The organism is Leptospiraceae bacterium, from assembly GCA_016708435.1.
Classification (GTDB): domain Bacteria; phylum Spirochaetota; class Leptospiria; order Leptospirales; family Leptospiraceae; genus UBA2033.
In genome coordinates, this window is the sequence record JADJFV010000001.1 from 302,203 (window position 1) to 323,782 (window position 21,580).

The 21,580-nt window shown below is 35.1% G+C and carries 19 protein-coding genes and 1 pseudogene; 7 read left to right on the plus strand and 13 right to left on the minus strand.

Translation table 11 applies throughout. The features are described 5' to 3' along the window. The first annotated feature begins 34 nt into the window (after window positions 1–34). Genes IPH52_01485 through mdoH form a run of 3 tightly spaced genes read left to right on the plus strand, consistent with a single transcriptional unit; the run spans window position 35 to window position 4,182 of the window. The gene (locus tag IPH52_01485; GenBank protein ID MBK7053714.1) at window positions 35–1,612 is read left to right on the plus strand and encodes a glucan biosynthesis protein; all 1,578 of its coding nucleotides are present in this window, start codon (window positions 35–37) and stop codon (window positions 1,610–1,612) included. A 58-nt stretch (window positions 1,613–1,670) separates the two neighbouring features. Next, the gene (locus tag IPH52_01490) at window positions 1,671–2,081 is read left to right on the plus strand and encodes a hypothetical protein (protein ID MBK7053715.1); all 411 of its coding nucleotides are present in this window, start codon (window positions 1,671–1,673) and stop codon (window positions 2,079–2,081) included. Window positions 2,082–2,085: 4 nt separating this feature from the next. Next, window positions 2,086–4,182: a glucans biosynthesis glucosyltransferase MdoH gene (gene mdoH / locus IPH52_01495; protein ID MBK7053716.1), complete on the plus strand. Its 2,097-nt coding sequence runs from the start codon at window positions 2,086–2,088 to the stop codon at window positions 4,180–4,182. 6 nt (window positions 4,183–4,188) lie between these two features. Here mdoH and IPH52_01500 read toward each other — a convergent pair whose 3' ends face one another. The 6 genes from IPH52_01500 to IPH52_01525 form a co-directional block, all read right to left on the minus strand. Continuing rightward, complete coding sequence (locus IPH52_01500) at window positions 4,189–5,763, minus strand: potassium transporter Trk (protein ID MBK7053717.1); 1,575 nt, start codon at window positions 5,761–5,763, stop codon at window positions 4,189–4,191. 5 nt (window positions 5,764–5,768) lie between these two features. Then, the gene (locus tag IPH52_01505) at window positions 5,769–5,954 is read right to left on the minus strand and encodes a hypothetical protein (GenBank protein MBK7053718.1); all 186 of its coding nucleotides are present in this window, start codon (window positions 5,952–5,954) and stop codon (window positions 5,769–5,771) included. A 6-nt stretch (window positions 5,955–5,960) separates the two neighbouring features. Continuing rightward, a complete protein-coding gene (locus IPH52_01510) occupies window positions 5,961–6,500 on the minus strand; it encodes a YceI family protein (GenBank protein MBK7053719.1) in 540 nt (179 codons plus the stop codon). A 59-nt stretch (window positions 6,501–6,559) separates the two neighbouring features. Continuing rightward, the gene (locus IPH52_01515; protein MBK7053720.1) at window positions 6,560–7,987 is read right to left on the minus strand and encodes a hypothetical protein; all 1,428 of its coding nucleotides are present in this window, start codon (window positions 7,985–7,987) and stop codon (window positions 6,560–6,562) included. 24 nt (window positions 7,988–8,011) lie between these two features. After that, entirely contained in the window at window positions 8,012–8,560 is a 549-nt protein-coding gene (locus IPH52_01520) for a penicillin-binding protein activator LpoB (protein MBK7053721.1), read from the minus strand. A 304-nt stretch (window positions 8,561–8,864) separates the two neighbouring features. Further along, window positions 8,865–10,814 carry a hypothetical protein gene (locus tag IPH52_01525; protein MBK7053722.1) on the minus strand — a complete coding sequence of 650 codons (1,950 nt, stop codon included), beginning with the start codon at window positions 10,812–10,814 and terminating at the stop codon, window positions 8,865–8,867. 752 nt (window positions 10,815–11,566) lie between these two features. Between IPH52_01525 and IPH52_01530 the strand changes: the two genes are divergently transcribed. From IPH52_01530 to IPH52_01540, 3 genes are all read left to right on the plus strand, one after another. Next, window positions 11,567–12,232: an ankyrin repeat domain-containing protein gene (locus IPH52_01530; protein MBK7053723.1), complete on the plus strand. Its 666-nt coding sequence runs from the start codon at window positions 11,567–11,569 to the stop codon at window positions 12,230–12,232. A gap of 118 nt (window positions 12,233–12,350) precedes the next feature. After that, on the plus strand, window positions 12,351–12,575 hold the full coding sequence (locus tag IPH52_01535; GenBank protein MBK7053724.1) for a hypothetical protein: 225 nt from the start codon (window positions 12,351–12,353) through the stop codon (window positions 12,573–12,575). A gap of 122 nt (window positions 12,576–12,697) precedes the next feature. Then, window positions 12,698–12,859, plus strand: coding sequence for a hypothetical protein (locus IPH52_01540; protein MBK7053725.1), 162 nt, complete (start codon window positions 12,698–12,700; stop codon window positions 12,857–12,859). A gap of 4 nt (window positions 12,860–12,863) precedes the next feature. Here the strand turns inward: IPH52_01540 and IPH52_01545 are convergent. From IPH52_01545 to IPH52_01560, 4 genes and pseudogenes are all read right to left on the minus strand, one after another. Beyond that, a pseudogene (locus tag IPH52_01545) lies at window positions 12,864–14,471 on the minus strand (GMC family oxidoreductase). After that, window positions 14,471–14,974, minus strand: a complete 504-nt coding sequence (locus IPH52_01550; protein MBK7053726.1) for a hypothetical protein — start codon at window positions 14,972–14,974, stop codon at window positions 14,471–14,473. The pseudogene IPH52_01545 and the gene IPH52_01550 overlap by 1 nt, the downstream one beginning before the upstream one ends. After that, complete coding sequence (locus tag IPH52_01555; GenBank protein MBK7053727.1) at window positions 14,974–15,723, minus strand: hypothetical protein; 750 nt, start codon at window positions 15,721–15,723, stop codon at window positions 14,974–14,976. The genes IPH52_01550 and IPH52_01555 overlap by 1 nt, the downstream gene beginning before the upstream one ends. A gap of 214 nt (window positions 15,724–15,937) precedes the next feature. Continuing rightward, entirely contained in the window at window positions 15,938–17,668 is a 1,731-nt protein-coding gene (locus IPH52_01560; protein ID MBK7053728.1) for an LruC domain-containing protein, read from the minus strand. A 113-nt stretch (window positions 17,669–17,781) separates the two neighbouring features. Here IPH52_01560 and IPH52_01565 point away from each other — a divergent pair, with 113 nt between their 5' ends. Beyond that, the gene (locus IPH52_01565; protein ID MBK7053729.1) at window positions 17,782–18,360 is read left to right on the plus strand and encodes a DNA-3-methyladenine glycosylase I; all 579 of its coding nucleotides are present in this window, start codon (window positions 17,782–17,784) and stop codon (window positions 18,358–18,360) included. 17 nt (window positions 18,361–18,377) lie between these two features. Here IPH52_01565 and IPH52_01570 read toward each other — a convergent pair whose 3' ends face one another. The 3 genes from IPH52_01570 to IPH52_01580 form a co-directional block, all read right to left on the minus strand. Beyond that, a complete protein-coding gene (locus IPH52_01570; GenBank protein MBK7053730.1) occupies window positions 18,378–20,147 on the minus strand; it encodes an amidophosphoribosyltransferase in 1,770 nt (589 codons plus the stop codon). Window positions 20,148–20,169: 22 nt separating this feature from the next. Beyond that, window positions 20,170–20,880 (minus strand): pirin family protein, encoded by a 711-nt coding sequence (locus tag IPH52_01575; GenBank protein MBK7053731.1) that lies wholly within the window; start codon window positions 20,878–20,880, stop codon window positions 20,170–20,172. Between the two features lie 88 nt (window positions 20,881–20,968). Further along, complete coding sequence (locus IPH52_01580; GenBank protein ID MBK7053732.1) at window positions 20,969–21,505, minus strand: hypothetical protein; 537 nt, start codon at window positions 21,503–21,505, stop codon at window positions 20,969–20,971. Window positions 21,506–21,580 lie beyond the last annotated feature (75 nt).

A 21,580-nucleotide genomic window follows, 5' to 3' on the forward strand; every position in this document is an offset into this window, starting at 1 on the left:
ATTTTATTTAAATTTTCACATATAGGCGGCAAGTATGGGAGTAGTAAATATAATCATGGGCTTTTTTGCTGCAATACTTATTGCAACCGGAATAAAAAAAGAAGAACCCCTCAATCCCGAAGATAGAAAACCGAAAGTTGAAATTCTAGAACAGCATAAAATTGTAGATAGAAATTTTGATTATGAAGAACTCAGAAAAAAAGCAAAAGAGTTACTGGCAAAGCCATTTAAAGAACCCAAAAAATCAATCAATAAAAGTTTAGCCGAACTCAATTATGATAAATATAAAAATATAAAGTTTCTTCCTGAAAAATCTATTTGGAGAGGAGAAGGAAATCCTTTTCAATTACAATTTCTTCACCCGGGCTATATCTATGATTACAATGTTCTTATCAATGAAGTTAGAAAGAACAAGGCATTTCCTATTTTTTATAACACTGATTATTTTGATTTCTCTGCCTTGCAACTAAAAGAGAAAGCATCAACAGAACTTGGTTTTTCTGGCTTTAAAATTCATTATCCAATCAATACCGAAGAGCATACAGATGAATTCGTAGTTTTCCAAGGTGCAAGTTATTTCAGAGCAGTTTCCCAAAATCAATTTTATGGTCTTTCCGCAAGAGGACTTGCGACTAATACCGGTATGCCATATCCAGAAGATTTTCCTATCTTTAAAGAATTTTGGATACGTAAACCATCGTCAGGAGATGATTCCATAAAAGTTTATGCACTAATGGACGGCAAATCGGCAGTTGGCGCGTATGAGTTTGAATTTTTTCCCGGTAAGCAAACGGAAACGATTGTAAAGGCTGAAATTATTCTAAGAAAGGAGGTAGATCGCCTTGGTCTCGCGCCATTGACTAGCATGTATTGGTATGGAGAAAATTCAGAAGCAAATCATCCTTCTACCTATCCTGAAGTGCATGACTCTGACGGATTACTCGTATTAAACGCAAATGATGAATGGATTTGGAGACCATTGGAAAATCCAAAGAAACCAACTATAAATAGTTTTATTTCAGAAAATGTAAGAGGATTTGGTCTTCTTCAAAGAGATCGAGAGTTTTCCAGTTATGAAGATTCTGAAATGAAATATCACCTTCGCCCCGGTGCGTGGATTGAGCCAAACGGGAATTGGGGAAAAGGAAGCGTTCAACTCTACAGAATGCCAACCAAAGAAGATTCGGTTGATAACATCGGAGCATTTTGGGTTCCAGAAGAAATGCCTAAAGTTGGTGAGCCTTTTTCTTTTTCGTATAAAATTTTCTGGGTAAATCAAAATCCAAATGATAAAACAATCGCTGATGTAGTTGCGACTAGAATTAAAGCTGTTCCCAAAGAAAACGATGCATACATTTACCAAATTGATTTTAAAGGCGGTAAATTAAAAGGAATAGAAAACTCTTCCGAGCTAGAAGCCGTTGTAACAGCAACGGATTCTGCCCAAATATCCGAAATAACAATTCAAAAAATTCCGGAAACAGAGAAATGGAGATGCAGCTTTAAACTAAATTCTAAGGCTAATGGCAAATCAATCGAATTAAAAGCATTTTTAAAAAAAGGAGATTCAGTGATTACTGAATCCTGGACTTATACACTTGAACTTCAATAGCTTATTATCAAATAAGAAAATTGAAAACCAAAAAGGAATTGAGAAAATTTATTTCAATTTGCTTGCATATGGTATTTCTGATTTCACAGAAGCAAATAAAATTTGGGAAAAATTGAAGAAGAGTCAATCAAAATTAGATACTCGAATGAATAATTCTAGTTTAGATTTAGTAGTATACGAGTATTTGTCGCAAGAAAGTATTAATTCAAATGCGTTTGGGCCAAAACAAATATTATCTCTTATCTGCCTAGATTCTCAGAAAGATTCAGCACATGCAATGGACAGGCTAGAGAAAATTTTTCCGCAAAACTTAAATGTAAGCAGTATGACTCCGAGTCCTATTCACTTTGGACCATTAGAAGGATTTTTTTCAGATTCCAGTTCAGCAGTAGATATAAAAACTTTATTTTTAACAATTGGATTTTGGTTTTTCATTTACACTCTGATTATTTACAATTTATATTTTTAAACAAATGAATAAAACACCTGGATCCAAAATTTATACAGCAAGAATCGTTGCATTTTTAGCAGTTATGAATTTAATTTCTGGGTATGGAACAATTCTTTTATGGGATTATTTTTCAATTAGAGAAATGTCTTTTTTAAAATGGAGTGTTTATTTTATCTTCTTAATTTTATTTACGAACCTTTCCTATGGCACGACAGTCTCTATTTTTGGATTCTGGAAACTAATCACTGGCGGCGATTCCTACCGAATAACAAAGAATATCCTCTCAAACAATAAATTATCATTAGAAAATATTCCAGTTGCAGTCGTAATGCCAATCTATGGAGAAGAAGTAGATTCTGTATTCTCTAGAATTGAAACTATGTATAATTCCATTTCCCTAGAAAAAGAAAAATCTAGTTTTGATTTTTATGTTTTAAGTGATACGCAAAGTATTGAGAAGTGGGTCAAAGAGGAAACTGCATTTTTTGAACTAGTAAAAAGATTAGATGCATTTGGAAAAATTTTCTACCGAAAAAGAAAAATGAATCTGAATAAGAAAAGTGGAAATATTGCGGATTTTTGTAGAAGATGGGGAAAAAAATATAAGTATCTGATTATACTTGATGCAGATAGTCTTCTGACAGGAAAGTGCATTGTTCAACTTGCACAACTAATGGAGGAAAATCCGAGCACGGGGATTATACAAACCTCTCCCCAAATAATTATGGCAAAAACTTTTTTTCAAAAAATTATGCAGTTCTCAAATTCTGTGCATAGTTTAATTTTTTCTGTTGGTGCAAATTTTTGGCAATTGAATAGCTCCCCTTTTTGGGGGCATAATGCTATTATTCGCTTGAAGCCATTTATGGATAATTGTGGACTCCCTGCATTACCTAAACTCGGTGCTGTCGGTGGTAGAATTTTAAGTCATGATACAATCGAAGCTGCTCTCATTCGAAAAGCAGGTTACTCAGTTTGGTTTGCGTATGACTTGGATGGGAGTTATGAAGAGTCTCCACCCGGTGTAATAGACTCGCTAAAAAGAGATCAGAGATGGTGTCAGGGAAACTTGCAGCATTTTTGGTTTCTATTTGCTAAAGAATTAAAAATTACGAGTAGAATTCATATCCTGCTTGGTATTTTTTCTTACGTATCCTCTTTCTTGTGGTTTATTTTTATATTATGTATGGTGTTAGTTTACTTCCAAGATTTACAATTTTATCGACTTGCTCTCGGACCTGAAAAATGGAAAGATTTTTGGGGACATACCTATTTCGAAAAAGCTTTGAAGCTTCAGATTTTTTCCTTAGGAATTCTTTTCCTACCTCGAATCTTGACTTTAATTTATACTTTGGTAAAAGCGGATTACAAGAAGAATTCGCAGAATATTTTTTCCTTTCTGTTGAGTTACTTTTTAGAATTCACTTTTAGTGTCATTCATGCACCTATTCTAATGTATATGCATAGTAAATTTATCCTACTCACTCTTATCGGTTTTAAAATCGAGTGGAAGTCACAAAACAGATACTTAGATAGCTCGTCAGCATTTAGAGAAAGTTTTAGCACTTTCTATGTATTGAGTTTACTCGGAATTCTAACAGGTGTATTTTTTTACTTCCAAATAAGTGGACTTTTTTATTGGATGATGCCCATCTGGGGAAGCTGGACATTATCCCCTTTTGCTACTTATTTGGTATCATGTAAGGATAAACAAGAAAAAATTTTTCTACAAGAAACTAGATTTAAAACAAATACAGACGTAATTTCTCTTGAAAGAAAAACTTTATCTTCACAGGGGCTAATGGCTAACAGGAGAAATTTCAACGTTGACCCTCTATTCTTAATTTCTGTCGATCCTTATTATAACGCACTTCATTGTTATTTACAAAAGACTTCTTTGCATTTGCCTGAAAAAAAAATGAAATACGGCAATGACTTAATGGAAAAACTTTTACTAAATGGACCCGATAGTTTAAATGCAAAAGAGCTTCGAATCATTCTATATAGCTCTTTCTTTATGAAAGCACTCTATTCTAAGTTCTGGGAATTACCCGAAACCAAATTGCATCTCTGGTGGAATGAAAACTTTATAAAATACAAACTTGGACTTCTAACCTAAAAAAATCTAACCGACTTGAATCTTTAATCCATCATCAACTTCGCCCATCTGACTAGTAACTGAGTTGCCCGTAACCGCAACTAGGACAGTAAAAATTCCTATTCGTCCTAAATACATTAACAAGGAATAAATAACTTTTTCTAAATCTGTAATTTTGGGTGTAAAATTCAAAGTAAAGCCTACCGTCCCAAAAGCAGATATGACTTCGAAAACTATTTCCGTTAATTGATTACTTTGAAGCAAACTTTTCGGATGAACTATAGAAAGAATAAAAATTGCGCCCATAAGTGTAGTTGTCGCTAGGAAATATAGCCTTATACTCATTGCGACAGATCTCTTAGAAACAAGTTGCCCGAAAATTTGGACTTTACTCTGTGAGTTGATTACATTCTTTAAATATTGAAGAAAGATAACAAACGTAGTTATCTTGATCCCTCCAGCAGTTCCTTGTGGTCCTCCTCCAATGAACATCAGACTACAAATTACAACTATCGACGAATCCATAAGTTTTGACATATCAAAAGTATTGAAGCCAGCCGTTCTAGACGCAATTGAGACAAACAGTGAATTGGCGAATTTAACATCCAGAGGAAGAGCACCAATAGATTTTTCATTCGTATACTCAGAAAGAAACACGGTTATCGTTCCAATACAAATTAAAACAAAACTCCCGATGAGGATAACAGTTGTTTGCACACGACTTGACTCACCGAGAAGAGATTTGTTATAAGTGGCGATTTGATTCTCTGTCCAAAAGGAAAGTCTAGTTAGAAAAAAATAAATCGGAGAAGGTTCCTCGCCACTAATTGCCTTTATCATTAAGTGAGTCTCACACCATACTTCAAATTTGGAAGTGATTTCGTTTAATGTCTTAAGCATTAATTTTTCAATAAATATAATTACAGGAAAACCAATTCCGCCCATTAAAATTAAAAACATAATCGCATAAAGACTAGGTAGATTATACATTAAAAAACTAATGTCGTCTGTAATAGAAAATCCAGCGTTATTAAAAGCAGATATCGAAGTGAATAAAGCTAAAAAGAATCTTGATTGAACGTTAGCCGGCAGTTCATCAGGGAAAGTAAAGTATAAAACAAAGGCTCCGATTAGTTCAATTGTAATAGCAATATTAAAAATGGCAACGATGATCCTTAATACTTTTGGTTGTCCAATAGAGTCGTCGGGCGTTCTTAATTCATCAGTCGGATCAGTATCCAAAACTTCAAACATAAATTCTTGCAGTTTTGTATTGCGCGACAAACCACGAATAACCATCACACCGATTAGAACGGTAAATACGATTATACCTAAGCCACCAGCTTGAATAAAAAACATAAGTGCTAGTTGCCCTGGAAATGAAAGTGTGCTAATTAATACTGGCGTTAAGCCTGTAACGCAAAATGCAGAGGCAGAAATGTAAAATGCATTTATGTAGGAAAGTTTTCCACCTTCTAATAAAAATAATACGAGAGAGCCGACCAAAATAGCCAGACTGAAGCTAAGACTAACTGCCCTAGCCACAGACATCGACTTAATGAAAGAAAGTAATTTAGAAATAAACCTGTTCGATTCATCCATACTGTTTAAGCATTTTCTTCGATTTCTTCATTCTCTTGCTCTTCTTCACTTCCTTCTTCATCATCGAACTCATCATCCGAATTCGATGCAAAATTTAATTCAGGATTTTTAATAGCGTTCACTTGTAAGTAAAAAGGAATAAGTTGCAAGCCGAGAAATAAAACGATAAAAGTTAAAAGAAATATTTTCATAGAAGTCTACTTTTTTAGAGGTAGGATCACTGTAAATTCAAGATTTGCAATATCCTCGATAGGATTCATCATACTTTGATAAACCATTCCATAATCTTTGCGATTAATCTTGATAGAACCAGAAAATTTCTCAGAATCAGTTGTGCGGATGATCGAAGCTACAAAGGAATACTCTTTAGTAATCCCTTTTAAAGTTAATTTTCCTTTTCCTTTCACTGAATCAGTTCCAGATTCTTCTAATCCAAGAATCTCAAACTCTGCTTTCGGAAATTTTTGAACATCAAAAAAATCAGGATCACGAAGATGAGTGTCTCTCATTGAGTTTCCTGTATCAATAGAAGATGTATCAATTTCGATAATTCCCAATCCAGCTTTTCTGTCTTTGACCATTATAGAAGTTTTTTTAAAAGAACCTTTTCCTAAGCCAAAACGCGTGTCTATAGAAAATTTTAATTCTACTTTTGTATCTTCCTTGGTTTGCGATAAGATAGGATTTAAAAAAACCATGCAAATTATCAAACAGAATAATGTAAATCTAGTAATCATTTGAGTCTCCGTGTATTTCATAACCGTAAAATCTTAGTTTATACCATGCATAGTAAAAATTAGAGAGAGCGAAAGTTAATGACAACTAACTTTCCTGTATCAACAGATATTTTACTGAAGTTTTTCCCTCCCATAGCACGACTGGTATTTGATTTAAACTCAAAGTCATATGTTCCTGGTTCAATAAAAATTCTTCGAATTTGAAAATTAGAAGGTAAAGTTCTCCAACAACGAAGGTCAGGTTTAATAGTAGCAGACACTCCGGCTCCGGCAATGGCTCCGGCAGCAACACCAACAATCAAGCCTACAATACCGGCACCGTCTCCCCCTCTATCCTTTGCTTGTTTCTCTGCAGCCTTCGAAGCGGCATACGCAGCAATACCCGCTGCAACGACTTTAGTTGCAATAGACGCAACGTTCCTTGTAACAAGGCTTGTGTAATTTTCATTGAAGTTAGCAATAGCAGTTTCCGAATAATCGTTGTAAACCTTTGTGTTGGTTAGCATGACTCCATTTACATAGATATCAATTGGATTTGAACGTTGCTCTTCTCTTTTTTTGTATTCGGGAATAGGATTTTCAGCACTAGAAATCATTGCCATTACAGTTGTAACGGAAGCACCTTTGGTATCCATATTTCTCATGGCAAGGTCAACCGCTTTGTAAAGTGCTTGCTGAATTACTGGCTCATTGATCAATTTGCCTTTTGACTCTTTCGTTGCAGTTTTACCAGATTGGTTAATAATAAGAACTTCCGCCAAATTACTATTATACGCTATTGGTTGTAAGTTTTTATTGTATGCCTTAATATAATTTTGTCCTTCTGCATACTTTGATTGATCTCTTGTATCTTTTTCTTTGACGGCTAACACGTATCTGTCTGCCAAAATATCTTTATTGTCTGGAGCGATGTCCATGATATTTTTATAACTAACTCTCGCATCGTTAAATGAATTTAATTGTTCGGAAACGACCGCATCAATATAACGAGCAAAAAGATTCTGTTTGTATTTTGAATCAGTCGTTTTCATATCTCTGAGTTCAAAGTCTACTTTTTTAAAATAACGCTTAGATGATTCTACATCTCCGAGCATAAGATAATTTATAGCCATGTAAAGCTTGATTAAAACACGCTCGAAACTTTCTCCTTTGAAATTACTTTCATTATCAGAAAGCATAAAAGCAAGACCTTCTTTTGTAATGCTGGTTTGAATTTGATCAGCTATCACTTCTGCATCTTTGAATACTTTATTACTAGTTGCGTAATCCCCTTTAGTGTGAAAAATCGTTCCAGCTTCCATCAAGTAGAGTAATTCATCTTTTGCGCTAGCGTCTTTTGCTAATTCACGAACAGATGGAATTGCTGTTTCATAATCTTCCGCATAAAATGCATTTTCCGTCTTAGCGATCTTTTCAATATAATTTGTTGCGCAGTAAGAAAAAAGCGCGAATAAAAGAATAAAACTAGAATACTTGATGTATTTCATTTTACCAACCAACCCCTCTGTTACTCACAGCTTGTTTACGGTAAGTCTTTTTATTACTGAAAGCGACTTCCCTGTCTCAATACTCAAAAGTTCTACATTCAAGACTTGCTCTACAATTTTATCACCACCACTTCGAAACATATTTTCATCTATAGATGTTCTTATAAAGTAATTAGGCGATTTGAGATTAGCCGCAGAAAGATCAGTTCCTAATTGCTGGCTGAGTTTAATCTCTTTTAGCTGCTCTGCTCTTTTGTCTGTGCGGATCGTTAAAATCTTTCCAGAAAGCATAGTAGCGACTAACGTATTTTCAAATACCTCTGTTGGAATTTGTTCAGACGTATCATTCTTAGTCTGAAGAATTGCAAGGGCAACGCCTTTAGGGCTTGGGTTCTTCTTAAAATGAACAATGACATCTTTGCCGATTTTGACGGCAGCAATTTCCAATTCTTGGCGAGTCAGTCCACCGCTATCACTAACACGGTCTTCCGTTTCATCCAGTCTTTGCCCACCGGATGCACAATTCTGCAAAAAGAAAAAAGAAATAGTTAAGATAAATAAGATTCGTAACATGAATTACTCCAAAGTTATTTTTTGCCTTTTTATAAAAAGAATCAATCTAAACGAAATCACCTTTTTTGTAAGCAAGTGAAATTATATTTACATGTTATAGGATTTTATCAACATTTTATTTTTGTATAGAACGGTTTTAATTTAATCTTCCAACACAGTAATTTCCTTGAAAATCTGACAATATGCCTAAACCATATTGATTTTAGTTATGAGCCTACATATGTAAGTTCTAAATTCACTGACTTGCCAATCCAAATACAGAGTGCAAAATTCTTATTTGATTATTCTGCATACGGTGAGTTATTTAAACAATCTCAATTTCAGGCATCTTTAATTCTGCGAAGTATTTTCCGTCTTCAATTTTATCTGAAAAATTTATTCTTAATGCTTCTACTCTTTTTAGAATTGTGATATGACCATTTCCTACTTGAACTTTTTCTTGATTCCAATTTGTATTTGAAAGCATTTGAAATACAATTTTATTATCTTGTGAGGTTAGAGTCCAATGGGAAATTCCGTATCCATATTTCAAATCATTGTTTACAAGTTCAGAAATGATGTTCAATAAATTAGAATAACTTTCTTTTGGGATTCGACTTTTATTAGAATATTTTTCTGATTGAAATACTATTTTTCTTTCTGCTAGATTGTATCTTCTGATCAGGAAAATTTGCAATCCTACTGCAAAATTTTCTTCTATGCTTTTCATATCCTCAAAAATTAATAATCGATTCCTCAGTCCTTTTAAAACCGAGTTGATTGTGTTTTCAATTCTTTCTTTAGCGGAAGAAGGAATGATCATATCCTTCTGTATGAGATTCAATTGAAATGATAGATCTAAAAGTTTCCCTCCTAGATTATCATGAATGTCTGCGAAGATTTTTTCTCTTTCTTCTACTATCTCTAATTCTTTTTTTATCCTTTCCGTCGCTCTTTCCCATTGAAGTTTTTCTAACTCTCTTTCGTATTTTTCTTCGGTTTGACGTCTTCTTTGATATGTGAAAAAAGCCATGAGCCCATAGAAAAACAAAAAAGCAAAATCAGCAGTGAAATAAATGGAATCATATTTTGTAAAAAATACATAATCAACAATTGCAGTAAGGTAGCTTAAAAACATAAATATAGTTAGCATAAATTCAATTTTTGTATTCCAGGAATGTTTGATTGAATGAATAAGAGTAAGAGAAAAGTTATTTCTTAATCTTAATTCTCTTTTGTATGTTTCTAAAAAATCTTTAAGTCCTATGTATCCAATTCTATATACGATCAAATAGAAAAATACTAGCAATCCTGAATTTGATACAACATTATATAAAAAGAAAAAGGTAAGTGCGTGAGGTAAAAATAACTTTATAAAAGAAAGTAGCAATGTTAAAAGAAAATTAAATTTAGTGAGCCAATGAATCCTATCATCAATTAAGTAATTTGCAAAAAAAATCATCGTTCCAGATAGAAGTATAAAGGATATAGAATATATGTTTTGTTGAGTATTCGAATCTTCGATAAATCTAAATGCGATATAACTATCAGAGAATCTAAAAATCCCATATAGAAATAAACTGAAAGAAAAATATAAATTAAACTTCTGTCCCGGATAAATCAAAAATAGAACCAAGTAAAAAATGGCAAGAATAAGGTAGGAAGTATGGATAACAAATCTAAATAAATCCCATTGCCTAAAAGCAAGATTTTCAATTGTGTCAATTTCAGATGAATTTAAAAAAATTGCTAAATAGGTATCTCGGATATCACCTGTTAGCCGGAAATATAAATGATTTTCGCCCTGCTTTAAAAGTTCAGAAGGAATAGAGATTAAGGGAAAGCGAGTGGCTTTGTGAATTTTTACTTTTCCAACTTCATCTAGATGAATCTCGGATTTCAAAAGCTGACCATTCAAATAAATTTCCCAGTTGATGCCTATTCTTTCTAACAAAATTCCGTAGACGATATTTTTACCGGGTAATTCTTTTAGATGAAAAGTTGTGCCTATCGTAAATGTATCAGCCCTTCTCTCATTCAAATCCATGATTCGATTGGCTAATTCAAATTTTTCCGGAAATATTTTTTTTATGCGAATGGACTTGAATACCTCTTCATGAAAACTGATGATTCTACAATCCATACAATTCTCCGGTTTTAAATGAATCCATTCTAGCTCAAATCCTTCTCTGATAAAGAACTCTGATTTGGTTAAATCAATAGGTTGACCGCCTAATTCAAAAACGAAAAAAAACAGGACAATTTTTTTTAACAAACTCATATACTAGTGGCTAATTTTTATTAGTCTACCAAATAACTTTTACTTTGTAATTTTCAATCATCTAATAGTTCTTTTGGAAGCGGAACAAAAAAAAATTGTTTGTTTTAAAAAGACCTTTTGCGTTAGTTGCATTCATGACACCAAGGTTGGATAAGTGAATAGACTAAGTCAAGGAAAAATTATAAGTGCGCCTGGTGATAAATAATTCTTCCTTTGTCTTAAAAGACTGAAAACAAATATCAATTATGCCATGAAAAAATTTTTGTATTTAGTCTTGCTTTCCTTCAGTCCTGTCTGGATGAAATAACGCTTTGATCTAAGTATGACTTAAGATAATACCAACTAGCAGTCCATGTTGCAGTTCTCCTATCAGTTCAATTATACTCTCAAATTTTTAAGACTAAAGATAAACTGCAACATGAACCGCAACATGGACTGCAACGAGGGGATAGGCAAAGTAAACCATTAGTGTATCTATGCTTATCAAGATATTGAATACAACTTTGCTCTCCCAAAAACTTAGTAGAAATATAAATTGACTGTTCTAACTGATACAATTACAATTGTAAAAAATAATTATTTCCTATAGAAATAACGGTCTTGAAAAATTTCCTATAACTATACAGGAATGATTGCAACATATGCGAATTAATTTAATTGCATCAAGTCACAGCGAGTTACGGCATAATATTATTATGCGCTCGTAAGAATACTATGAATGAATAAATTAAGGTAAATTAAAACAATTGAGAAAAGAACTTATAAAAAAAACTCCACTTCAACTATTTATTGTTACGACATTGATATTAACTTTAAATTGTATAACCACAGGAATTCATAAAGCCTCAAAAACTGGGGACTTAGAAACAGCAAAAAGATTAATCGGAGAAGGAGCCAGCATTAACGACTCGGATGGATGGAGTTTTTCACCGCTGCATTATGCTGCTGAGAATGGTCATTTGAATATGGCAAAACTTTTGATTGAAAATGGTGCCTTTGTAAATGCACTCGATGTTCGCGAATACACCCCATTACACTTAGCTGCCAGAGAAGGTCATTCAGAAATGGTTTATTATTTACTAACCAAGGGAGCCAATAAAGAATTAAAATCATCTAGCACAGCCTACGAAAGAACACCATTAGACTTAGCAGTTATGGGTATGCATGAAACAACCAAGCAAGTTTTATATGACTGGATAATTTTTGAAGAAATCCCCAAAGGAGCAAGCAGCAACGGTCAATCTGCTCCCAAAGGCATTTATAAAGATATCGTAACTTTGCGAAATGGAGATATTCTCGAAAATGTAAAAGCAGTGGTTACTCGTAATTCTGTGGTAGTGACAAATGCAAAAGGAAAAGCGACCGAGTATAAAAAAGCAGATGTAAAAAAGATCTCTTTAAGAAGAATGTAAGAACAATCTCAAACTATGCAACTTCCACTCTATTAATATGAAGCGATTTTTATTTTTATGCCTACTACTTATTTCTACGGCAATTAGTTCTCAGACAAACGAAAACGGATTACCCCAAATGACTGAATATATAGGAAAAGCTCAAACATCAAAACAGGGAGCGGGCTTAGTTATAAAGAATGGAGTTATTTATTTTCTAAAAGGAAAATCTGAATGGGAAAAAATGTATGAAGGCAAAATAGTATTAGTCAAAGGAATATTAACTGCACAAGAATCTTCTACCCCACTCAAGAACGAAAAGGGAGAATACAGCACGGGAGTAGAAGGAACTCAGTATTTTTAGATAATTATCAGCTTCCTAAGGTTAGAGAAAGCTCTTCCTTCGTAGTCGTTTTCAAAAAAAATATTCCAGACCAAACTGCCGAACAAATTGTGGACAAATACAATTATCCTCACTGGGAAGGTATGGACAGCAGCAAGGGTAAGAAATATTTTTATAGCACAGGAAAAAAATACTTTATGATATTTCCTACCGAAAAAGAGAAAATGGAGACAATCCAAATACTAAATAAAATCCAAGAAATTCATGAAATCTATACACCGGACTGGAAAATCCAAAAAGATTAATCTTTCAATTTACCCTTGCTGCTTTCTCTGCGGCCAATGCACGTGAGGCGCGAAGACTAAGACTCATCGTTGTTATCTGTGGATTTACCGAAAGCCCGGTTGGAAATACGGATGCATCCATGACAAAGATATTCTTATGACCATATAACTCAAAGTTAGGCGCAATAGCTCCTCCCTCGGGCGAATCGGCAGCTTGGATAGACCCATGTGGATGTGCAGAACCGATGTTAATCGAATCTGCTGTGGCGGACTCTTTTAATATCCAATCAAAATTAGAATTCTTTTCTACGATATAAGGTTTTTTCATACGAGTAAATGGGAATATTAGTTGCTTTGCGCCAGCGGCTACTTGAACTTCGGCAAGCATTTTTAATCCACGTAGTAGATTACGACCATCCGTAGGCGTTATTTCAAAATAGACTTTTCGTTTTCCTGATTTCCATTCTACACGAGCATTGGTTTCTCCGTCTGCTCCGTCTCTTACTAATACAATCCCGGCTTGTAAATGTAAATAATCCTTCATTACGTCAAATTGCTGTTTGCCGTAAAAGGGAACGAGGGATGTAGCCAACGCCGGACGGAAAGGAGCGGTTTCTAGCCAGAAGCCGTAACCTGTATTATCCTGGTTGTGTCCATCTTTGATGACAATAGATTGGGGTGGACCGGAGAACATTTTTATTTCTTACTCAAAGAGCGCAAATATGGTAGTAGTTGGATGCACTTTAAAATTTCTTCCTACCCAATTATTTCCGAGACTTGATCTTTGCAGTAGTGCAGGACCTTCAACGGCACCGGCACTTACAATTACAACGGGAGCTTGAATTTCCATTTCTTTTATTAATTCATCTGAATATTTTTCATATGGGTCTGGTGTAAATTCCGCAAGGACAGTTTTTATTTTTCCATCTTCTATTTTGATTGCGCGCATATTCGTGATTATCTGCGCCCCGTATTCAAGGGCATCGGGTAGAAAGGTAAGAAACATAGACTGCTTTGCATTAATAGGACAACCCATACCACATCTTCCAAGTCCATGACAACCTCGATTATTATTTGGTAATACTTCTGGATGAAGACCCAATTTCTCTCCGCCTTTACGCAAAACATTATTATTCCGATTGATTAATGCTTCTGGAACTTGATGAACTCCGAGCCTTGCGTGAATTTCTTCTATATAAGGATTCATCTTTTCTTTGGAATAATCTTTTAGACCAAATCGCTTGTCCCATTCATCCGTTACATAGATCGGGGGATAAAGCGATGTTTGCCAATTAATAGTAGTAGAGCCGCCTAACGTTCTGCCTTGCACAATATTCAACGTTTGCTCTTCTGCAAGTATGAATCCCGCATCTCTATAAAGCCGAGTGTTGGATAAAAACTCATCTCCATTGAATTGTGCCGGAGTAAAATAAGATCCTTCTTCTATCAATACAACTTTCCAGCCATTCTTGGAAAGCTCTGCTGCCGCAACGGAACCGCCTGCTCCTGAGCCAATAATTACAACGTCAGCGGATAATTTCCACTTGCCGTTTCGGATTTTATTTTCCTCCATAATTTCTTTGTGTTTTTTTGGAGTGATGATTTTATTATTTATTTCAGGGATTCCCATAATTAGCCTTCGTATCCGATGGATTTTTGATATTCTTTGCTGCTCGATAGCAAATACATACTGAATTGTCTTAGAACTGCGAAGAGTCCTCTTTTTGTTCGAGAAGAAGAGTTTTTCCAGGAAAGAAGCCTCTTTTCTCTATCCTCTCGATTTAGTTTTACAAGAGGGGTAAGGGAAAAATCTAGAACCAGAGCGGCTAATATAGAAGAAGGCGCTCCCGCTAATTCGTGGACTAATTCTTTTGTCGGGAGCGGAGAAGGATGTCCGTATACATAATCATCTAAAGCCTTACCCAAATCAAAATTCGCAATTGGATTTCCCTCTAAAAAAATTTCTCCAAGAGATCGCATATTAAAATACTCTTCCGGTGAAATTCCTCTTAAGGCTGGAGTAGTTAGCGAATTACCGCAATTTACCCCTTCAATCGAGAGTGCAGTAATTGCAAATGCCTTGAGTGAAATTTTCAGGAAACTATTTCTAGAAAACTCCGATTCAAATAATTTCATTAGAAGTTTTCCTCTTCCTTACTCTTTGTTTTTGACTTCGGTCTTGGTTTTACCTCTTTCGTGCTTTTTGGCTCACTGCCGTCTTTTTGTTCTTCGTTTAGAATTTTATTCACAGTGTCTAATTTTACTTCGCCCCCAAAAGAAATTACAAAAGCTCCTGTTTCTTTAAGGATATAGCTGATTGGAAATTCGATTAGATATTGACTGCCCATTGGAATGATTTCTAAATCAATTCCAGCATCTTGATTCTTCTTCTTGAAGACTGCCTTCTTTGGCTTTAATTCTCCACCGACTAACATCCTGTAAACCGGACCGCTCAAGATTGCTTCCGCCATTTGATTTTCTTGGGTGCCAGAGGGTGCTGTTGTTTTATTTTGTCTAAATACAAATACATATTGATTGTATTCATCCTTAAAAGGAACCATCGGAAAGGAGTCAGTTTCTATTCTTTTATTGAGAGAACCTTCCGAGCCAGCGTATTTAAAATGTAAGACGATCGAGGCATCTGTTTCTTTCTTAATTCCTGAAAAAACTCCATCTAGTTTTTTTAATTCAGGCTTATTGATCACGTCATCAATATCTAGATTTGCTACTGGTGAATTGACTCCACCCATTGCGAATAACGCTTTTGAAAAGGAAATTCTATATTCGGATTTGAATTTTTTATCAGCAGTCAATTCGATATAATGAAAAATATCAAAACAAGAAACACAAAAGAGACAGACCATAACTATAAATATTTTTTTCATTGATTACTCCATTTCAACTAGCCTAAAAAATGGGAATAAGAGATGCAACTGAAATTTAAGTAACTTGAACTGGAAAAGAAATGGGAATATAAAGAAGCAAAAGAGCTAGTAACCGCAGAAAGCGCAAAAGCGCGCAAAGAAAAGATTTAACATTTCTCTGCGAACTTTGCGCCTTCTAGGTCATATTTTTTACAAAATCATTAGAAACCTGAAACTAAATTTGTTTCGGAGAATGACTCCTCCTGTAGAATAGAATCATGGAAATTAGAACTAAAATCAATACTAATAATCCCTGATACTGCGCAAGTGAAACTCCTCCGATAAATGCTAAGAGTTGACTACTAGGAGTATCAAGTGCTCCCCGATTGGTAATTACAAAAGAATAATACACATTCGCACTTGTTGCAGCCGATGCGTCATTATACCAATCCATGTCTGTTTGTCCCGCACTGCTTACCCATGTTGCAAACCTAGGATAACCAGAACTAGCCGCTACACGTAAATCTTTTGACTCAGCAGGCCATTTCCATAACCCGGGAACTAAGACAGCAAATGGGAATCCATTCTTGTCAATGTAAATATCCTCGCCGGCATTTCTTACTACACTATCCACTGTTGCTGTTGTGGTATATTTGTATTTGCCAGGAAGATGGATTTCATAGACTTGAAAGCTACTTGTTGGAGTGACTGATCTCGGACCTTCAGTTGGATAACCGGGAGTAGTCGCAATCGGTTTGGTTTCCACTCGAACGAAAGTATCATATGGAGCAGTTCCAATGACTGATCTATCAACTGGCGTATTGAATTTAACTTTGATCTTTGCCATATATCCAGCTGCATAGGTTGTATCTGTGCTCTTTGTATACCAAGTGGAACCAACGGTCGTTAATGTATTTCCTAAAATTCTAAGACCATCTTGTAAATCAGTTGCGCTTGGAGTATACTGGCTAATACCAGTTGCCTCTGAAGTGCTCTTTGTTGCAACTGCTGTAGCTTGCAATATACTGTTTCCATCTCTAACTTCACTTTCATAAGTAACATTTACAGTAGAAGGCAATCTCAAATTCAGAGAATACTGATTACCCGCACCGTGTGCCATGTTCTGAAAAGATCCTCTAATTTCTACAATCTGTCCTGCTGCGTTTTGATCTTCCTCAATGTAATAAATAGTGACTAAATCGTTTAAGTCAGCATCACCCGCACTAGGGAAGGTTCCTTCAAAACCAATTGTATTAACCCCGCTTGATGGAAATCTTAGCTTTGTAGCTTTGGTTGCATCATTTGGATAATCATCATATTGATCCAATACTCCATCCCCGTCAGTATCTATGAGGCTAACAGAGTTTGTCCCTGATGTAGAAGTAGATGTTGCTACTTGAAGATCAGCTGTTTTAATTGGAATCTTTATCGTAGTGATTTTGATTAGAACTTTATTGTCTTGCTTAATAGCAACGATTGTAGCCGCGGTGGTTACTCCGTTGTATGTCACATATACATAAATTTTTGTCTCAGTGGTATTTAGAGTAATGGAACCAACGACTTTTCCGAGAGTATTGGAAAGCTGTTGATAAACTGAATTTTTATCTCCACTGTCTCGAATTTCAACTAACGCACCTGTAATGGGTTTATCTTCTCCATCTACTACAGTAGCATCAATAGAAATAGGTCGAGTTGTTTGGTAACTGAAATTTTCCGTTCCATAGTCAGCACCGATTACAGCCTGAGTGCTACTTACAGATGTGGTCGTTGTGCTCGTTGTCGAGCCAGTGCCAGTCCCTGTAGAAGTCGCGGTCGTTGGCTGAGTCACACTGGTGCTCGATGTGGTAGTCGGGGCAGATTGATTTGCTATAGTTTGTATTGGTATATAGTTTTTCTTCTTATTGTCGCATTGAATCATAAATAGACTAACTAGAACCAAGGTAGGTATAAATATTTTTCGTATCATTTTTTCGTCTCCTTGTATTTTATACGAAGCGGACAAAAGAATAATGACTAAATAAAAAAAAGCAACCGTTTTCTTGCAGAAAAAAAAATTGATACCAAAAAAATGGAAAAGGGATGGCTATGCGACAGAATAAGAACCGATGTGACTGGACTGGAAATGATGATTTAATGAATGAATATCATGATAAAGAATGGGGTGTGCCTGTTCATGATGATAAAAATCATTTCGAATTTTTGATCCTCGATACATTTCAGGCTGGATTAACCTGGAAAACAATTCTTTATCGACGAGAAGGATTCAGAAAAGCATTTGCTGATTTTGATGTCGAAAAGGTTGCACGATTCACCGAAAAGAAACTGGAAAAACTAATGCAGGATACAGGTATTATCCGCAATCGTCTTAAAATATGGGGAAGTGTTCAGAATGCAAAATCATTTATCCAAATCCAAAAAGAATTTGGCTCTTTTGATAAATACATCTGGCAATTCACCAATAACAAAACAATTCAGAATAAATTTAAAACCATGAAAGAAATGCCAGCCACTTCAAAAGAAAGTGACGCAATGAGTAAAGACATGAAGAAACGAGGTTTCACCTTCGTAGGGTCAACTATCTGTTATGCGTATATGCAAGCAGCCGGTATGGTAAACGATCATTTAACGACTTGCTTTCGCCACAAAGAAGTTAAATAATCGAAAATCTGGATGCATTATTTCTTTTTTAGCAAATAATCTCTCAACCCTTTGTAAGCAAGGTGTAGTCCACCATCGGTCGGATACATTCCATCAAAATACCAAGTCCCTGAGTGATCGGGAATACATTCCTTTAAATCTAAAAGAGATTGGAATATTAAACTCAACTTAGGTCTAAATACTTCTGGCATAATGATATTAGCCATTTCTTGAATAAAATTGTTTTCTGGAATTTGGGAATAGAATTTAATCAAGATCTCTTGCTTTTCTATTTTACTTAAATTCTCTTTTAATGTATCAGTGATACTTCTAAGTAAATCCTCATTTCCTTTTTTAGAATAATATTGAATAGCCGCTTGGAAGGAAAGAAATTCTTCGAAACTGGACATATTGATTCCATAACAATCTGGATATTTAATAATAGGCGCTGTCGAAGTAAAAATCACTTCTTTCGGATTGACTAGATTTAAAATATAAAGCAAGCTCTCTCGCAGTGTAGTTCCCCGCACAATACTATCATCAATAATAACCAATAAATCATTGTTCGAAATAATATCTAGAGTTGGCTCGTATACAAGACCAACCAGTTCATTGCGATTGCTTTTTTGCGTAATAAACGTGCGAGCCTTTGTATCCTTCCAGATTATCTTCTCCATTCTAGGAATTTGCCCTGTTTGTTTTAAAATTTCTTCGAGCAGACCATAGAATGCCACTTCCGAAGTATTTGGAACGTAAGAAAACACTGTCTCCGAAACTTTATATTCTATCTTTTCTAAAATGGGACGAGCTAGAGCCGCGCCTAATCTTTTTCTATCTTTGTATATTTCGGGATCGCTACTTCTGGAAAAATAAATTCTCTCGAAAGAACAACTCTTCTTTGGTTTGGGTTCCGAATAAGAATGAATAGCCGCATCACCTGACGGTTTAATCAGGAGCGTATGACCACCTGGAATTTCTTTTATGGACGAATAACTTGTATTAAACGCAAGAACTAGAGGCGAGCGCTCAGAAGCCACAGCAACTAAATCGTCATTTTCGAAAAAATACGCAGGTCGAATGCTATTTTGATCACGCACTACAAAGGCGGAGCCAAATCCCGTTAATCCTGCTAAGGCAAACCCTCCATCAAAATGCTTACAGCTTTTTTTAATCACTTGTAGAATATCTAAATTGGATTCAATAAAGTTGGATAAGTCAAGTCCTGAGAAATGGTTTTTATTTTCTTCGAACACTCTTTGCACTTCTGCATTTAGAAAATGGCTTATTTTTTCTAAGACAATCACAGTATCAGCGCTTTCTCTTGGATGTTGACCAAGATTCATTAGCCGCAGAAGTAACTCATCAATATTTGTTAAATTAAAATTTCCTGCTAGAATTAAACTTCTACTGCGCCAACTATCAAGCCTTACAAATGGATGAACATTTTCGATTCCATAGGAAGCGTATGTCCCATAACGCAAATGCCCTAATAGTAAATCTCCACTGATTTGCTCTAAGTTTAGTTTTTCGGAATTTGCGACCTTTTCATCTAGCTGCCTAAACAAATCAGAAATCGGATCCGCGGCAATGCTCTTCGTTATATCCAAATATTGATAGCATGGTTTTATTTTAGAATCAATAATCGCAATCCCTGCCCCATCTTGTCCTCGGTTTCTTTGTTTCTCCAAAAGAACCTTCATCTTTTGAAGTCCATAAAATTCGGTGCCAAAAGTATTTTTATAGTATTCCTTTGGCTTCTTTAACTTAATAAGTGCAATTCCACATTCATGCTTTATTTCTTCAGACATATGAGTTATAAATATCCTTTGACTAAATCATCGGCACTTCAATGAGTAAAATTTCTGCATTCTCATTGGCAGTAATCGAAAAAGAGTCTGTTTCTGCAATGCCAACTCCATCGCGTTTTTCAAACGTTTCTCCATCGACAGAAACAGAGCCATCAATCAAGAAGAGATAAGCACCATTACCCGCTAATTTAATTTTATAGTCAATGGATTTCCCTTTTTCTAAATTTGCGAGTGAAAAGTAAGAATCTTGATTAATCCAAAGAGCATTAGAATCTTTTTCAGGAGATACAACAGTTTGAAAATTATTATTTCTATCGCTTACTAAAAATTCTCTTTGATCGTAGCGAGGTTTAATTCCTCTTTCTTTCGGAAGAATCCAGATTTGTAAAAAATTTACGATATTGGTTTCAGAATTGTTATACTCGGAATGACGTAGTCCAGTTCCTGCTGACATGATTTGCACTTCTCCCGGATAAATGACTTTAGCCGTTCCCATGCTGTCTTTATGAGCGAGTTCACCAATGATCGGAATGGAAACAATTTCCATATTCTCATGTCCATGCGCGCCAAATCCCATTGCCGGTTGAACAATGTCATCGTTTAATACGCGTAATGCGCCAAATTGCATTCGATTCGGATTATAATACGACGAGAAGCTAAATGTATGATGACTGTGCAACCAACCAAAATCTGCGATTCCTCTAGTGTTTGCTTTGTGGATTGTTTTTTTCATTGTAATACTCCTTTATGCACAATAGTTCGACATCGAACTATTGTGTCAAGCTGTATTCATGGGTAAGGCTGAAATTGTTTAATTCTATCTAAGCCTCAAAATCGGGATATTGCGGTGGGGCTTCACCTACAGTTTCTATAACAGTAGCGGATAATTTTAATTTGCCACTTGGAGTTTCCTGTTTTATCAACTCAACGATAAATTTCCATTCGTCACCAAAATCAAATACAAACAGTAACTTCTTTTTTAAAACATCAAAGGCTTCTTCTACAGAAACTTGCGTAACGAAGCCAGTGGAATTCATAGAGTCTTCATCCTCTTCCATTGTATACGATTCATTTGAACGCGCCCAATTTTTTAGGTTATCATAGAATCCATACATATGATCTAGTTCAAAATCAAAGCTATCTAAAATCGCTTCCGCAAATTTGCTCAATGTGTAAGAATTGGGAATAGAAAGAATTCGGTAAGTCTCTTCTTCATAAATTGCCATGAGTCCTTCCGAAAGAGTTACTTTAAAAATAAAAAGGGAGTTGGAGTTGGATTTCTTTTTTGGGACCAATTTCTTTTTACTTGCACCTTGTTTTTGTGCTAAAATTTCATTGAAATCAATTAACTCACCCATATTGCGTTCTCCTTTTCACAGGCAATTAAATTTACAAGACTAGAATTTTTCCATCGTTCATAAAGTAAAGGATTA